The 15,898-nt window shown below is 36.8% G+C and carries 17 protein-coding genes; 5 read left to right on the top strand and 12 right to left on the bottom strand.

Features of this window, described 5'->3' with window-relative positions:
• Nucleotides 1-156: 156 nt before the first annotated feature.
• From JNUCC25_RS07535 to JNUCC25_RS07510, 6 genes are all read right to left on the bottom strand, one after another.
• On the bottom strand, nt 157-1,662 hold the full coding sequence (locus JNUCC25_RS07535; protein ID WP_223268925.1) for a glycosyl hydrolase family 18 protein: 1,506 nt from the start codon (nt 1,660-1,662) through the stop codon (nt 157-159).
• A gap of 157 nt (nt 1,663-1,819) precedes the next feature.
• Nucleotides 1,820-2,041 (bottom strand): spore germination protein, encoded by a 222-nt coding sequence (locus tag JNUCC25_RS07530; protein WP_013056204.1) that lies wholly within the window; start codon nt 2,039-2,041, stop codon nt 1,820-1,822.
• An 84-nt stretch (nt 2,042-2,125) separates the two neighbouring features.
• A complete protein-coding gene (locus JNUCC25_RS07525; protein WP_064471492.1) occupies nt 2,126-2,980 on the bottom strand; it encodes a DUF1206 domain-containing protein in 855 nt (284 codons plus the stop codon).
• Nucleotides 2,981-3,015: 35 nt separating this feature from the next.
• Nucleotides 3,016-4,518 carry a cardiolipin synthase gene (cls, locus tag JNUCC25_RS07520; RefSeq protein ID WP_013056202.1) on the bottom strand — a complete coding sequence of 501 codons (1,503 nt, stop codon included), beginning with the start codon at nt 4,516-4,518 and terminating at the stop codon, nt 3,016-3,018.
• 256 nt (nt 4,519-4,774) lie between these two features.
• The gene (locus JNUCC25_RS07515) at nt 4,775-5,329 is read right to left on the bottom strand and encodes a hypothetical protein (protein WP_029324168.1); all 555 of its coding nucleotides are present in this window, start codon (nt 5,327-5,329) and stop codon (nt 4,775-4,777) included.
• Between the two features lie 158 nt (nt 5,330-5,487).
• Entirely contained in the window at nt 5,488-5,883 is a 396-nt protein-coding gene (locus JNUCC25_RS07510) for a ribosomal maturation YjgA family protein (protein WP_029324167.1), read from the bottom strand.
• Between the two features lie 223 nt (nt 5,884-6,106).
• Between JNUCC25_RS07510 and JNUCC25_RS07505 the strand changes: the two genes are divergently transcribed.
• The 3 genes from JNUCC25_RS07505 (at nt 6,107) to JNUCC25_RS07495 (ending at nt 9,009) form a co-directional block, all read left to right on the top strand.
• The gene (locus tag JNUCC25_RS07505) at nt 6,107-7,150 is read left to right on the top strand and encodes a fatty acid desaturase (protein WP_013056199.1); all 1,044 of its coding nucleotides are present in this window, start codon (nt 6,107-6,109) and stop codon (nt 7,148-7,150) included.
• Between the two features lie 117 nt (nt 7,151-7,267).
• On the top strand, nt 7,268-8,410 hold the full coding sequence (locus JNUCC25_RS07500; RefSeq protein WP_013056198.1) for a sensor histidine kinase: 1,143 nt from the start codon (nt 7,268-7,270) through the stop codon (nt 8,408-8,410).
• Nucleotides 8,407-9,009 (top strand): response regulator transcription factor, encoded by a 603-nt coding sequence (locus tag JNUCC25_RS07495; protein WP_013056197.1) that lies wholly within the window; start codon nt 8,407-8,409, stop codon nt 9,007-9,009. The genes JNUCC25_RS07500 and JNUCC25_RS07495 overlap by 4 nt, the downstream gene beginning before the upstream one ends.
• 33 nt (nt 9,010-9,042) lie before the next feature.
• Here the strand turns inward: JNUCC25_RS07495 and JNUCC25_RS07490 are convergent, their stop codons facing one another.
• From JNUCC25_RS07490 to JNUCC25_RS07480, 3 genes are all read right to left on the bottom strand, one after another.
• Nucleotides 9,043-9,567 (bottom strand): cupin domain-containing protein, encoded by a 525-nt coding sequence (locus JNUCC25_RS07490; protein WP_013056196.1) that lies wholly within the window; start codon nt 9,565-9,567, stop codon nt 9,043-9,045.
• 127 nt (nt 9,568-9,694) lie between these two features.
• Nucleotides 9,695-9,877: a hypothetical protein gene (locus JNUCC25_RS07485; protein ID WP_029324165.1), complete on the bottom strand. Its 183-nt coding sequence runs from the start codon at nt 9,875-9,877 to the stop codon at nt 9,695-9,697.
• A gap of 29 nt (nt 9,878-9,906) precedes the next feature.
• Complete coding sequence (locus tag JNUCC25_RS07480; protein ID WP_013056195.1) at nt 9,907-10,224, bottom strand: hypothetical protein; 318 nt, start codon at nt 10,222-10,224, stop codon at nt 9,907-9,909.
• Between the two features lie 494 nt (nt 10,225-10,718).
• Here JNUCC25_RS07480 and JNUCC25_RS07475 point away from each other — a divergent pair, with 494 nt between their 5' ends.
• The gene (locus tag JNUCC25_RS07475) at nt 10,719-11,270 is read left to right on the top strand and encodes a TVP38/TMEM64 family protein (protein WP_029324164.1); all 552 of its coding nucleotides are present in this window, start codon (nt 10,719-10,721) and stop codon (nt 11,268-11,270) included.
• Nucleotides 11,271-11,358: 88 nt separating this feature from the next.
• Entirely contained in the window at nt 11,359-11,661 is a 303-nt protein-coding gene (locus JNUCC25_RS07470; protein WP_029324163.1) for a hypothetical protein, read from the top strand.
• A 15-nt stretch (nt 11,662-11,676) separates the two neighbouring features.
• Here JNUCC25_RS07470 and JNUCC25_RS07465 read toward each other — a convergent pair whose 3' ends face one another.
• The 3 genes from JNUCC25_RS07465 to JNUCC25_RS07455 form a co-directional block, all read right to left on the bottom strand.
• Nucleotides 11,677-14,445, bottom strand: coding sequence for a bifunctional diguanylate cyclase/phosphodiesterase (locus JNUCC25_RS07465; RefSeq protein WP_029324162.1), 2,769 nt, complete (start codon nt 14,443-14,445; stop codon nt 11,677-11,679).
• A gap of 97 nt (nt 14,446-14,542) precedes the next feature.
• Nucleotides 14,543-15,070 carry a GNAT family N-acetyltransferase gene (locus tag JNUCC25_RS07460; RefSeq protein ID WP_454223030.1) on the bottom strand — a complete coding sequence of 176 codons (528 nt, stop codon included), beginning with the start codon at nt 15,068-15,070 and terminating at the stop codon, nt 14,543-14,545.
• A 109-nt stretch (nt 15,071-15,179) separates the two neighbouring features.
• Nucleotides 15,180-15,731 (bottom strand): hypothetical protein, encoded by a 552-nt coding sequence (locus JNUCC25_RS07455; protein WP_013056190.1) that lies wholly within the window; start codon nt 15,729-15,731, stop codon nt 15,180-15,182.
• Nucleotides 15,732-15,898 lie beyond the last annotated feature (167 nt).

Raw genomic sequence — 15,898 nt, 5'->3', positions numbered from 1 at the left:
AGGTTAAATAGGCTCATTTTGGAATATAGTTATAAACTAACTCAAGAAAAACAAATATTGTAAAATTTATCTTGTTTGTAAATAGATGTATGCGCTTCATTATGATGCAAATAAAAAACACACCTCACTAAATCAAGCAAGAGGTGTGTTTTTTATTTAAAAGGTGTATAACTCCCATATATCTGAGGTTTCTGAACCAATATACCAAGCTGCCGCCCCACCTAAATGATAGTCATTAATTAATTTAACCCGACGCTGCATAGATGCTTTGTCTTCGAGCCATATTTGATGCTTCGTACCATTTTCCGTGTATTCTACATAGTACTGTGAGGCTTGGCTATCCCATTTTTTAGTTAACTTTTTAGAAGAGATAACAGCTTCGGCTTCTTTCATCGTTAAGTCTTTTGTGACAACTTTTTTGGTCGATAGGTCCGTTTTCCATTCTCGCGTATAAAAAGGAACTCCCAGAAGGATTTTGTGTGCAGGTACATCTTTCATAAGAAGTTGTGTGCCTTCTTTCACCCAAGGCAGTGAAGCAACAGATCCTGGAACCTGACTCCCTCCCCAGTGTTCTTCATATCCCATCATAATGACATAGTCTGCCACTTGACCAATCTGTTTTCTATCAAAGCTTCCCGACCAAAAAGGATCATTATTTTCTCTTGTTACGTCTACTGAAATAGTCATACCATGAGGTTTTAACGCTGCTTTTAATTCCTTAATAAATAAAACAAAATCTTGTTTGTTTTTGATATTAATGTTTTCAAAGTCAACATTGATCCCATCGCTGTTTGTTTTTACTAGCGAACTTTCTACTGATGATACAAGCTTTTTCCGCTTTGCTTTGTTGCTTAGCACATCACGTGTAAGTACATCATCAAAATTGTTACCAATAAGCGGCCAGACTTTTTTGCCGTTTTTATGAGCCGTTTGAACATATGATTCATTTATAGAAGATGAAACAACTTTGTCATTCGACGTTAGCGTAAACCAACGAGGTGAAACAACGTCTAAATTCTTTTGCTTCATCGATTCTGTATAGCCTGCTGTTTTTTCATTAAAGCTCCAACCCATAACTACAGGCTGATGCTTCCTTTGCGCTAAATCAGATTTTTTGATCCAGCCCTTTTTCCCTTCCAAAAGCTGTACTTGTACATAGTAATCAGGAATAATAAGCATTTGTCCGGGCTTAATATTTGTTGAGGATAGCTGATTTAACTTTGTTAATTCATTCGCTTTTACACCGTACTTTACGGAGACTTTCCAAAGCGTATCTCCTGATACTACTTTATGTAACAAGCCTTTTGGTGGTATTTTCAGCGTTTGTCCTGGAATCAGCTCCGTCTTTTTTAGCTGATTTTGTTTTATTAGATCACTGACTGTTACACCGTATTGCTTAGCTAGTAGCCATAGTGTATCTCCCGGCACTACCGTATGAGTAGTAACCTGAGCTGCATCTCCAGCTTCAGATGAAATGACAGGAAATTCTTCTCCTTTTTTCACTGTCTGCATAATAGAAGAATGTAAGGAAGGAGAACGATATACGTTTACGTTGTCACCTTTGACAGTGCCCACTGAAGAAGCAGCGGCTCCTTTACTCATCGGGGCCAATCCTCCACTTAAAAGACAGAGAACGATCAGGCTCATACATATTTTCTTCATTTTATAATTTCGCCTCCCCACTTTTTGACATCACCTGTCTAGTTTACTACTCCTATAAGATAGAATCCTAGAGGTACATTGTGGTAAAGCAACGTCTGGGTATACGTAAAATTCAAATAAAAAAGCTTACCGTCCGATGACGATAAGCTTTCGTTTCTTATGCATTTCCCACTACATTTTGATCCTTAATATCCATATCAATTGTATTAGCGGTACTGGAACTGCTTGTAATATTCATAAAATTCCCTGTGTTCCCGCTGCCAGAACCGACTGTTGTAAAAGCTGTACTTTTTGGCTTAATAGCCAGACAATCACCAAACTCCACTGAAGATGAAACCAATACATTCGAGATATTTACGGCTCCTACTACCGATGGCATCTGCCTCTCCTCCTGTTCATTATCTATCTGCTATATGATATGAGCAGAAGGCCAAAAAGTAGCTTTTTCATCTTTTTAATTTTATTAAGGATCAATTCGTTTATACCTTGATTCTGCAAACATATATACTCCGTATGCCATAAGCCCTATTGATACGATAGCCAGCAGTACAGACCCAAAAGGACGCTGTGCTACTTCAGCAAGGGCTCCATCTAACCCTTTCGTTTCGTCTGGATCCGCTTGAAGAGCCGTGCGAATAAGAAAGAAACCAATAATGCCAAAGACGATACTTCGAGCAATAATACCTACTTTTCCAATATGCCCGCTCCATCGCCACTCTTCTTTTGACATTTCGTTTTTCTTTAGTTTTTTTAGGAAGCGTCCTGAAAGAGCCCAATATACTTGTCCAATCCCAAAGATAATAACGCCGATACCTGTAAGCGCAATGATGGTTTGCCCAAAGGGATAAGATAACAACTTGGCCGATACCGTTTGATAATGCTTACCTGACGTATGAACGTGAGCATGAAGCAAAATTTTTACCGAACTCACACAAAGACTAATATAAAACGTGGCTACAACTAAATAGCCTAAACGAGTAAAAACGCCTTTTCCCCCATGCCCAACGTGGTGAGGATCAAAAATAGCAGAAATGATTTGCCAAAACGCATATCCACTTAAACCTACTGCCAAAACAATTAAAATTAAAAATCCAAACGGCTGCTTTGCAATTGTGTGTAGGGCTCCTTGAGAAGTAACTAAATCGCCTTTTAATCCGAAAGCTGTCTGAATCGCTAATATACCGATGATAAAATAGACCACACCTTGAGCCACATGACCAAACCGTGAAAAACGCACGACAAATGGCTTAGTACGTTCTTTTAAGCGATGTAACTTTCGACCAAACGTATCTTTTTTAACAAATGGAGATTCACCCATACGTTTCCTCCTGCTTTTTGAAAACAAACTTTATTTTATAAAACACCTGAAAATAAGCGTGCAAATGACTCTTTCGAACGTTCTACTAAGCTTCGCTTGTAAAATGCTACTGGTTTGATCAAATGACTGTCTTCAATATCTTCTTCGTAATTTTTGATGAGCGTTTGAATCGTCTCTCCCTCAATTAAAAATGCATTAACTTCAAAGTTCAGATGAAAACTTCTCATATCCATATTTGCAGTACCGACCGAAGCCATATCTCCATCTATAATCACAATTTTTTGATGCAAAAACCCTTTTCTATACGAATATACTTCAATTCCACATCGAAGAAGTTCAGCAAAATATGACCTCGTTCCATATTGAGTCAGAAAGCCATCATTAATTTCTGGTACCATAATTCGTACCTCTACACCTTTTCTAGCCGCAATACGAAGGGCGGTTCTTATGGCTTCATTTGGAACAAAATAAGGGGTTGAAATCCAGATTGATTTCGTCGCGCTTGTAATCATAGTATAGTAATAATCACTCATATTTTCCTGCGTATCCGGCCCCGTCGCCACCACTTGCACAAAGCCTTCGCCTTCGACGGGATGAGGCTTTGTATATGCTTCATTGTTAATTAAGCATTCTCCAGAAACGTATTCCCAATCGAACATAAAGATTGAATGCAAGGTTTGAACAGATTCTCCTTTTAGCATCAGATGAGTATCTCTCCAAAAACCAATTTTTTTGTTTTTTCCTAGATACTCATCCCCAACATTCAATCCCCCTACAAAACCTACTTCCCCGTCAATTACGACTATTTTACGGTGGTTTCGAAAGTTAAATTTTTGATTAAAAAACCCATACTTAATAGGTAAGAAAGGATGCACTTTAATATTCGCTTTTTTCATTCGTTTAATATCTGAACCCGATAGTGTAAAGCTTCCCATTGTATCGAATGTAAAGCGCACTTCTATACCTTCGCTTGCTTTTTTTATTAAAATATCAATGATTTCTTTTCCTAGAGAATCTGAGTGAAACATATAGTATTCCATATGAATAAACTGTTTTGCTGATTGCAAATGCTTTTTGATTTCATTAAACGTTTCTTGCCCGTTCTTAAGGACGTAGGTTTTTGTATGAACATTCATCTTGGTCAAAGATACACATTGAAGATACTGAGCAAAGTAACGCTGATGAGATTGAAGCGGCGATAGATCAGGCGTCGTTTCTTTATCTGCCATCTTTCTAAGCATCTCTCGGTTATGCATACGCTTTTTTTTGAACATATGCCCCTTTAAATAGAGCTGTCCTGAATACAAATAAAAGAAAAAGCCTGCAACAGGGAAGAAAAAGAGGACATACATCCAAACCAACGTACTTTCAGGCGTTCGATTTTCAAGCATAAGTGAATACATACAAATGAAAATAATGACACCATATAATCCAACTAAGGCATACTTCCAATGAACATCAATAGAGGTAAAAAAGAAAGCATAAATGGAAAGTAAAATAATAAATAAAAAAATAAAGTCCAACCGGCGTTTTTTCATAAAAGCTCTCCTAAAAACAAACTGTATTGTATCACTTGTCTATCTTTCATATGAGGTAGTATATGGAATACACAGAATTCTTATCATGCATGCTACATAAAATGTACATATATTTGCACAAAAAGCAGTTTAGCCGCTTAAGCAACTAAACTGAACTACCTCAGACAAGCATCATTCATATACCTATACCCTGGATGGTAAAATAAAAACCTCCCTACGGGGAGGTTTTTTGTTTTACACGCATGACGATGTCTTTTTATGAGTTGGTATAACCGGACTCTTTTTCTTTTTTAGGCCAAACGAAATTAGAAAGAGATAATAAAAAATCAATTCCTACAATAACTGTCCAAAATTCCACTACATTTTGCAGCACGTTGGTTTTTCCATTTGGTACTATATACATCATCGCCGCTAAAAGAGCTGCTCCAATAGCGTAAGCAACAAGATGCTGTATCCATGACTTAAAATAATGCTTTGCATATTCTTTTCCATAGCGCCTACGAGGTTTCTCCCCGCTTTTTATCACATAATATTGAAAGCGTTCGTCTGCCCATTGAATCATACTTTTTCCAAAAGCGATCGAAATTCCAATATACACGGCTGCAATAGCGTGAGCATAGGTCGCTGTAGCACCTCGGTAAAGGTCTACACTCGTCACAATCAGAAGAAAAAAATCAACAACAGGTGTTAGAGCTAAAATAAAAAAACTGAGCTTTTGTTTTTTAAACATATACCTTGTTGCTAATCCTAAAATGATGACTATCCAAAAAGCGATTTCACATGCAATAATCATCCAGGCTATTAAATTCAAATAATCCCCTCTCTTCCTCTCGTTCAACGAATAGATAATTGGTTTTAAATAAAAAATTTTTATGCATAAGTTTATTTTTATGTATATACATCCTGCTTCATAACCTTACGGCTTATTCCATCCTCAGCTGAGTTCTAAGATTCGTTGAACCGTATTTGCTAGGCGGATCTTTTAAATCGATATCTATAATACTCCCAGCTCATTCCTGCCGCGACTCCAATCGAATAGGCTAGTATATCTCTCCATAAGAAGCCATACCCCAGAATGAGCCCTCCTAGCGCATTTTTTCTTATGTCATCAATCCACGGAGCGTGATACAGCTGTGTAAATTCAATGAAGTAACAAAACACTATAGCAAACATACCAATCGTTTTTGTCTTCCATGCAGGAAACAAAAAACCCGCACTGACAAAAATCATTAAGGCCCATAACGAATCTCCCGCATATATATTTACGATGTGAGGAAGATACGCGGTAAGTTTTCTTGATAAAAGGCCTGCTCCCATGATAACAATAGCTAGAAGCAGATATACCCATCTATTTCTTTTACTCATTTCAAACTCCTTTTTTCTTCTTAAATGCTCCGTAACAATAAGCCTTCACTGTATAATTTTATCAGAACCGAAGACTGTTAAATACCGCTTTTTTTCATTTTTTACAGCTTCCCCCTACGTATATATGACAAGTGTCATAGTTTCTATATGACACGTATGTCTTAAATAGTCAGAAAAATCCCTTTATACTGAGGGTAATATACGGTGATGAAAGGAATTTCATATGACTATACAAAAACAAAAGAATTTACGAAAACAAGTTGCACCTTTTGAAAAAGCAGTAATGAAAGACAGCATAAGACAATTGATCAATACTTTTTTACCTTTTTTCACACTGTGGTTTCTCGCTTATGAGAGCCTTTCAATTTCTTATTTTTTAGCATTTCCGCTAACTGTTATCGCAGCAGGGTTTTTAGTAAGAATATTCATTATTTTTCATGACTGTTGTCACTACTCTTTCTTTAAGAGTAGACAACACAATAAAATTCTCGGAACAATTACCGGTGTCTTAACGATGTTCCCTTACAGTCAATGGGGACATAGCCATGCAATTCACCATGCAACAAGCAGCAACTTAGATAAAAGAGGTACGGGTGACATTTGGGTGTTAACCGTAACAGAATATAAAGAAGCTTCTATTTGGAAAAAAATCGCTTACCGTATCTATCGCAACCCGTTCATTATGTTCGGCGTGGGACCTATATATGTATTTTTGATTACAAACCGATTCAATCAAAAAAATGCGAAGAAAAATGAAAGAATGAATACGTACCTTACAAATGTATTGATCGTTGCATTAGCGGCAGCGACCTGCTGGTTGGTAGGTTGGCAGGCGTTCCTATTAATTCAAGGACCGATTTTCTTCATTTCAGGTTCAATTGGAATTTGGCTGTTTTATGTACAGCACCAGTTTGAAGACTCTTATTTTGAAGAAGATGAGCACTGGGATTATGTAAAAGCAGCCGTTGAAGGAAGTTCATTTTACAAGCTTCCAAAACTATTGCAATGGCTAACAGGCAATATTGGGTTTCACCATGTACATCATTTAAGCCCAAGAGTGCCCAACTATAAGCTTGAAGCTGTTCATCAACACACACAGCCTCTTCAAAATGTACCAACCATTACACTCGCAACAAGTCTTCGCTCTCTTCGATTCCGTCTATGGGATGAAGAAAACAAAATGTTTGTGAGCTTTAAAGAAATAAAAACACGCTCAGCTGTACCAAAAGCAAGCAGAATGTCATCTCAAACAAAAGCAGAACTTTAATAAAACAAAACAGTCAAGCTTTCAAAAGCTTGACTGTTTTATCTATCCGTCTAAACTTATTTCATTCTACTTTGTGGTAAACTAATAGTGTATTTTAACAAGTAAACGAGGTTCTTTATGAAAAAATATACGTTTTTCCAAAAAATCACTGGGCTATCTCCTTACATATGGACGGTATTTGCCATTTTACCATTTTATTTTATCTTACAGTCTTCATCCATGAATCACATTATTGTTGGTTCGTTACTCACCATCTTATTTTTTATTTTCTATCGTTTTGCATTTGTTTCAACGGACAAGTCCGTTTACGTATGGACGGCTTTGTTAATCGTTATTTCCTTAGCCCTGACAACTATTTTCAATTATATTTACTTTGCCTTTTACTTTGCTTTTTTTATCGCTTATTTTATTGGAAATATCCAAAAACGGCTCGCTTTCTTTACTTTGTATGCTGTTCATTTAATTAGCACCGTTATTTCGGTAAACTTTAACGTTGTTATGCAAGAAGAGATCTTTTTAAAACAGCTGCCTTTCATTTTTGTAATTTCCATCAGTGTGATTGTACTGCCATTTAGCATTTATAATCGGAAGAAGCGAGACCGGCTGGAAGAACAGCTTGAAGATGCAAATAAACGTATTTCTGAGCTTGTAAAACAGGAAGAACGCCAGCGGATAGCTCGCGATCTGCACGATACGTTAGGACAAAAGCTGTCTCTTATCGGTCTAAAAAGTGATTTAGCAAGAAAACTTATTACAAAAGATCCTGAAAAAGCAAAATCAGAATTAAAAGATGTCCAGCAAACAGCGCGCACGGCTCTTAATGAAGTGAGAAACATGGTTTCTCAAATGCGTGGAATCCGCCTTAGTGAAGAACTAAAACGCGTTCAGGAGCTTTTAGAAGCTGCCGAAATTAAGTTTGTAGGAGAAGAAGCCATTTCATTAGAGAATGTGTCGTTGCTAATTGAAAATATTCTTAGCATGTGCTTAAAAGAAGCTGTAACCAATGTGGTCAAACATAGTCAAGCCACCGTTTGCACGATTACTTTACATCAGTCTGCAAAAGAAGTAGGCATAACGGTAGAAGACAATGGAGTTGGTATTAATACGAAGAAAACCTGCTGGAAAGGAAACGGTCTTTTAGGAATGAAAGAACGGCTGGAGTTTGTAAACGGCCATCTTGATATCTCCAGTCAAGGGGGGACGATTATTCATATTACAGTTCCAAACATCGTTAAACATATTAAGGAGGAACAATTATGATTCGAATTGTCATTGCCGAAGATCAGCAAATGATGTTAGGGGCTTTAGGCTCTTTGTTAAATTTAGAAGATGACATGGAAGTTGTCGGAAAAGCTTCAAATGGGGAACAAGCGGTATCACTTGCTAAGCAGCACCAGCCAGATATATGCGTAATGGATATCGAGATGCCTCTTAAAACTGGACTTGAAGCTGCAGAGGAACTGAAAGATTTAAACTGCAAAGTCATCATTTTGACAACGTTCGCTCGCTCCGGCTATTTTCAAAGAGCTTTGAAAGCAGGCGTAAGCGGATACTTACTAAAAGATAGTCCAAGTGAAGAACTCGCAAATTCCATTCGAAGCGTGATGGCAGGCAGGCGCCTCTATGCTCCAGAATTAGTGGATGACTTATATAGTGAATCTACCAGTCCTCTTACAGCTAGAGAGAAAGAAGTATTAGCTCTAGTAGCTGATGGAAAAAACACAAAAGAAATTGCTGACGAACTATCTATTAAGACTGGAACGGTGCGCAATTATATTTCTACCATTCTGGACAAACTCGAAGTAAAGAACCGCATTGAAGCCATTACTCGCTTTAAGGAAAAAGGCTGGTTCAAATGAAAAAAGCATGCATCAAACCGAGATGCATGCTTTTTAATCATTTGGCAATTTATCGTACCCTAATTTGTCGATGATCACAACATGCTCGGGGAATTCATCAAGCAGCTGCTGTTTTGTGAATAATTCAAAGTCACGGAAATCAAAACCTGGTGCGACCATGCATCCAACGAGAGAAAACGTATTCTCATTTGCCACAGAGGAACCAAAAATCGTATCTCTTGGAACTAAAAATTGAGGAACTTCTCCATTTTCTAAGTTTGTACCTAGTTTTACTTCTTGATAGGTTCCGTCGCGGTAAATAATATGAATGGTTAAAGGGCTTCCCCCATGATAGTACCATAGTTCATCTGATTGCAGCCGGTGGAAATGCGATACATCTTGAGACCTTAATAAAAAGTAAATACTCGTGTATAGAAATCGTTTATCATCAAACTGCGATGACACTTCTTTATCAGAAATTTCATCATTGGAGCGATAGGTTTGTTTATAAAACCCTCCTTCTGGATGAGGCTGAAGCTCGAGCTTTGAAATCCAATATTCCCACTTATGTAAATCCATTACGTTCCTTCCCTTCCTTTTTCTTTTATCATTAACTACATCATAGTAAATCATTCTTTCTAACACAACAAACGGCTTCATTATTCCATCAGGAAAAATGAAGCCGCTTACCACTGGTATCTTATCATTACATCCTACCCTTTCTGTTAGCACGGTTATATCTATACCTGCTAGAATGGCAGCGATGAAATAAATATGTCATATACAAATCTAACTGAAATCGATCTCCCTCAATGAAACATTGAAACGGCTGTTCTCTGCCTTGATCATTTTTTGCAGATGAACGCTGCTTAAATGGGACAATATTCATCTCTTTCCCCCCTCAGACAGATGTACTTTTTAGTGTAAATGCTGATGACAAACGTAATATTTTTTGATAAAAGTGAGGGCTGCCTGTGCATCTTGAATGCCAAGCTTTTTACAAACACCAGCTAACATGAGCAGTTTGTACATAACCAGCTTTTGATTATTTGTTGCCAGTACGTAATAAACAATCGTATTAGCAACTGCCCGCGGTAATCTTATTTTTTTCAACTCATATAGCGCAGCAGACGAAGACATGCCTGCTTCAGTTAAAATCTGCTCAGTTGTGTACGTCTCCAAATAGCGAGCAAGCTTTCTTTCTTTATCGTTAAATATACCTTTAGAATCGTTCATTTTCTCTCCCTCTGTTATTTTAATAATCCATTAAATGCTGCATTAATTAACCATAATGCAATAGCTCCCCCTGATAAATAAGTGCTGAGATAGAATAATAATTCCATATACCTCCCTCCCATTTCTATCTTACCCCTTCATTTTTCTAGCTGCAGTGATATTCATCACAGGTAAAAAGTGTATTGTTGAGCTACTGAATAGCTCCGCAAAAGAGCTCGTGAGAAAGATCTCACGAGCTGCTTAGTTAGCATTTTTATTTTCGGATAAAGCGTTTAAAAATCATAATAATTAATAATACAACTACAATAACAAGCAAAAATTTCAACATGAGTTGTCCATCCCTTCAAATCAGTAAATCATCTTTCATTAGTAAGTATTTACCCTGTTTCGTTTTTTATAAACTGCTTACCTACTTATTTCATGCCAAAAATTATATAATAGTAGAAAATCATCTAAAATAGCCCTACAAGTAAAACATAAATGGGAGTATAACCATGACTGACTATCTTCAAACATTTCTGCTTGAACATTTAGAAGCAGCTGAGTTTATCAGCATTCTCTTGAACATTCTTATTAGCATTACGGGCGTATTTCCAAGCGCACCCCTTACGTTCGTAAACGTAAAATTATTTGGTTTTTGGAACGGATTTTTACTTTCTTTTATTGGAGAAGTTTTAGGTGCAGCTCTCTCTTTTTGGCTGTATCGAAAAGGTTTCCGTACACTTGTTCATACAAAAACACCTTCTCACTCCAAGTCGCTAAAGCTGCTGCGCGTACAAGGGAAAGAGAGTTTTATATTGATTCTTTCTTTGCGTTTACTTCCCTTTGTTCCATCAGGCCTCATTACATTCTTCAGCGCTGTAGGAAAAGGCTCCTTTGCCGTATTCATTTCTGCTAGCGCACTTGGAAAAATTCCAGCGCTTTTTATTGAAGTTTATTCGGTTTATCATATTTCACAAGGATCTATGCAAGGCAAAATCATTTTAATGGTTTTATCCATCATTTTACTTTTTTATATAAGTAAAAAATGGAAGAAAAAAGCTTAACAGACTATAAAAAGGGAAGACTATCTAAAAATAAGCAAAAACATTATCGTATGTAACTGTAATAAGATAACGTATTGGAGATGGTCCATTGATTTTTCTGTTAGTTTCTGGAAGTATTATTATTCCTATTATCATGCTCTTTTTCTCACTCAAATGGAAAGGAGCAGAGCCAGTTTTTAATACGCTAGCCCTTCTTTCAGCGCTAGTATTTGGAAATATAGCTGCTGCTTCTATCTATCGTATCTTAAAAAACCATACTGTTTTTATGACGAGCATTCATGCAATCTTTTTAAATTCAGCTTTTTTATTAACCGGTGCATACCTTGGAATCTATGTATTGTATAAACTGTTAGCTCTGACCTTAAATGTAAAAAGCCGTTCTTTTAAATAAGAACGGCTTTTTACATTAATGAACAAATTCCATTTTCTCTTCGATTTTATGAAATTTCTCATAAAATTCCTCCGCTGAAATCGGTTTGGAGAAATAGTATCCCTGCACCTCATCACATTTTTCTTTATGAAGAAGTTCTACTTGTTCAACTTCTTCTACACCTTCTGCTACGACGGATAGCTGCAAACTTTTGGCTAGTGTAATAATGGCTCTGACAATCGATACTTCCGTTGTATTAGGATCTAAATCTTTAATAAAAGACCGGTCAATTTTCAGCGTATGAATAGGTAGCTTCTGAATATAGCTGAACGAGGAGTATCCTGAGCCAAAATCATCAATCGAAATAAATACTCCTGCATCTTTTAAGATTTGTAGCTTTTCGATTGTTTGCTCAACATGCTTCATCGTTACACTTTCTGTAATTTCAAGTTCTAAATATCGTGATTCTAACTCTACTTCACGCAAGACACCTAACACATAATCAACAAAATCAGTTGTACCAAAATCAACGCTTGATATGTTCACACTCATTTTTAAGGGAGGAAGTCCTTGAAGCTGCCAATACTTATTTTGATGGCACGCTTTTTTTAATACCCATTTCGTCAGTGTAACAATAACGCCTGTTTCTTCAGCAATCGGAATAAATTCTGCGGGAGAAATGACGCCCATCTCGGCATGAGTCCACCGGATTAAAGCCTCCACTCCAACAATATGGCCACTTTGAATATTGACTTTCGGCTGATAGTGAAGCTCCATTTCGCCCAGCTCAAAAGCCTTGCGTAACCCATCTTCAATTCTCATTCGTCGCGTAGTATGAACCTGCATTTCTTTTTGATAAAACAGATAATGATTACGCCCTTGTTTTTTGACTTCGTACATCGCTAAATCAGCATGGCGAACTAGCACTTCAAGCAACTTTCCATCTTTAGGAAATAAACTAACTCCGATGCTTACCCCTAAATAAACATCTCTCGATAGCACTACAAAAGGAGTGGATAAGCAGTCATTTAATGATTGACAGATTTTTTTCACTTCTTCATCAGTCCTATCATGCAGTAAAACTAAAAACTCATCTCCTCCAAAACGCGAAAGCACATCTTGGTTTCTTAGGCAGCTCTTCATTCGATCAACAACCTGAAGCATAAGCTGATCTCCAGCATGATGACCAAGCGTGTCATTTACCTGTTTGAAACGATCTAGGTCTAAAAATAAGAAATGAAGCTTTTTTCCTGAAGTAGCTGCTGAATCAATGGATTTCTCTACAATGCTTGAAAACATACTTCGATTTGGTAAATCTGTTAGCATATCGTGAAAAGCCATGTATTGAAGCGATTCTTGAGCTTTTTTCTGTTCCGTTACATCTCTAGTTACTGTCTGAAAAAGCGTCTCTCCATTAATTTGAATGAGCGTAGATTTTACTTCTAAGAAGAGTTCCTTACCTAACGCATTAAACATTTTCAACTGAGCTAATGGAGATCTTGGCTCATCTTTTCTATCCTTTACTGCCTTCAATCCTTTTTTAATATCAGGAACTTGTTCAGATGAAAAGAAATCATATAACGATTTACCAACGAGCTGGTCTTCCGTTACTCCTAAAAGCTGAATCATAGCATCATTCACAGACACGACCTCTTCTTCTCGATGGACCATAATTGCCAATGGAGAGGAGTAAAACAAGTTTTCATAGCGATTTTTTGCTTCAATCAACGTTTTTTCCGCTTCGCGCTCTTGCGTCATATTGCGGATATACAGCATATACTCAACCGTCTCTTCAATTCCTACCGCCATCACCGTTATCTCAACCGTAACTTCTCTATTACTTATCAAAAGGGAGTGCTCAGTTCGTCCATCTTGTAGAGAAGAAAATTCATAGAAGGGCAGCAGCTTAACAACATTACTCCCGATTACATCTGATGCTTTAAGAGAGAAAAGCGTTTCCGCTGCATAATTGAGCGATAAAACATGTCTTTTTTCATCGATTACCAAAATAGCATCCAGGGCGGATTCAAAAAAAGCCCATTTTAAAACTTCTTGTTTTTGTACGCGTCGATCCATAAAAATGGTTAAAAACACAGCCGTAAATAGGCAGACAATAAAAAAAACAATAACGACGGATAAATATATTGGATTTAAGGCAAAGCCGTTTGAGTGTTCAGATATTGACATTCCTGAAAAAGAAGCTGCCTGCATGCCCGTATAGTGCATACCTGCAATAGCAATGCCCATAATAGTAGAACAAATAACCTTAGCAAAAACGGTAAGCTTCCCTTCATTTAGCTTTGAATAAAAACCAAGCCACAAAGCTGTATTAGAAGCAACAACAGCAATAAGAATAGAGAGAAAAACGATAAATGGATCATATGAAATCATAATTGGCTCCATAGCCATCATGCCCAAATAGTGCATAAAAACAATTCCAGCTCCCATAAAGCTCCCTGCAATGATAAGTGCTTTTATACTTTTCTTTTGTTTGTGAATGAGGTAGAGGCCTATATAACATCCCGTTATCGCTCCCAAAATTGAGAGAAGAACAAACCATAAATTATATGAAACATCTACGGGCAAGTGAAAAGCAAGCATGGCGATAAAATGCATTGACCAAATGCCTATTCCCAATGTAAATGCCCCGCTGATTAACCAAAACTGAATAAATTTTGCCCGGGAAATTTTCACACGATTAGCTAACCCAAAAGAAGCGTACGCCGCAGTAATAGCGATAAGGAAAGAGAGTGTAACGAGTAACTCATTGTACGTCCCTTCTAGTAAATGTGTATGATGATTCATTCATGACCTTCCTTCAATTCGTTCTTTTCTTTGTTATCGGTTAAGGCCTAAAAATATTTACTATTTCAAAAGAACTTATGCAGAACTTATGCTTGATTTACTTCTTACCTTTTGAACGTCCTGACAATATCGCGCTCACTTTTTCCTTGTTGACGGTGTATAAATAAGTACAATCATCTGACTCATACTCCTCTTCTAGTTGAAACGAAAATTTTTTTAAAAGAGTAATTGAATCTTTATTATTAGGATCAACTTTTGCTTCAATTTCTTGTATATGAAACTCTTCAAAAGCTTTTTCTAGCAAAAGGCAGAGCGCTTCTGTCATGAGGCCTTTTTTCCAAAAAGGTTTGCCTAAATCATACCCAATCTCTGCTTGCTTTTTAACATAATCAATACGGTTTAGACCGCAGGTTCCAATGATCTCATCGGAAGTCTTTAATCGAATAGCATAGCGTGTTGCTTTCCCTTCTTTCGTCAAATTTTGGAGAAGTGCAATCATGCTTTCCGCTTGATAAAGCGTCGTAAAGGGCTCAATATTCATATATCTAGTAACCTCTTCATCCGACCAATATGCAAAAACTTTAGAAGCATCTTTTTTTTGAAGAGGAGATAAATATACCCTCATCTATGTTCTCCCTCCTTTTGGTGAATGATGGAGCAAGACATTTTCATCTGCGCCTCTTTCACATCTTAAAAAATCTCACATGGTGCACGGAACATGTGAGATTTGACATTTAACTATTCTTTGATTGTGCATCGCGCAGCTGCGTATATAAACGATTAATTGCTACAGTCATTGACTGTTCATAGGAATGATGATCATAATAAACCGCTATATTTTTTAACATTTCATACGTTTGATGATCAAGCTGCACCTCAAGCGTAATTTTTTCGTCAATTGTTGCTGTTTGCAAATGATGAGGCAAGTCCTCTTTTGTAGACACTTGCTCTGCAATATGAATTGCTTCTTCTACTGTTTCAATTCGGCCGTACTGATGCACCCATCTTCTGCCCATTTCAATCGTATCTTTTACAAACTGACGATTGGTAATGGTATCTTTAATATTAAATTGATGATCTGCCACATATACAGATTGATACAAGATTACACTGATCACTTCGTCTTTTAAATTTAATTTTCTCAGCTCATCAATTAAATCCGCTATATATTTAGGTAATGGACTAAATGTCCCTCGCACTTCCTTAATTAAATCCATGGCAATGGATTCAGTTGAATTGCGTTTAAATGCTTTTATAATATCTATCATTACATGTTCGTTTGCCATACATACACCACCATTTATGAATCGAATAATTTCATGCTCCTTGCTGCTTTGCATAGACATTCACTATTCGTTTAAAATATATACTATTATTCTATTATATAAAAAATACGAATAAGTTGGTATAGGATGAATGATTTATCATTATTTTTTCATAAAATTTCATGAAA

It is taken from the genome of Priestia sp. JNUCC 25, from assembly GCF_053667915.1.
The sequence above is the reverse complement of the archived record's forward strand: the minus strand, read 5'-3'. Positions and strand labels throughout refer to the sequence as shown.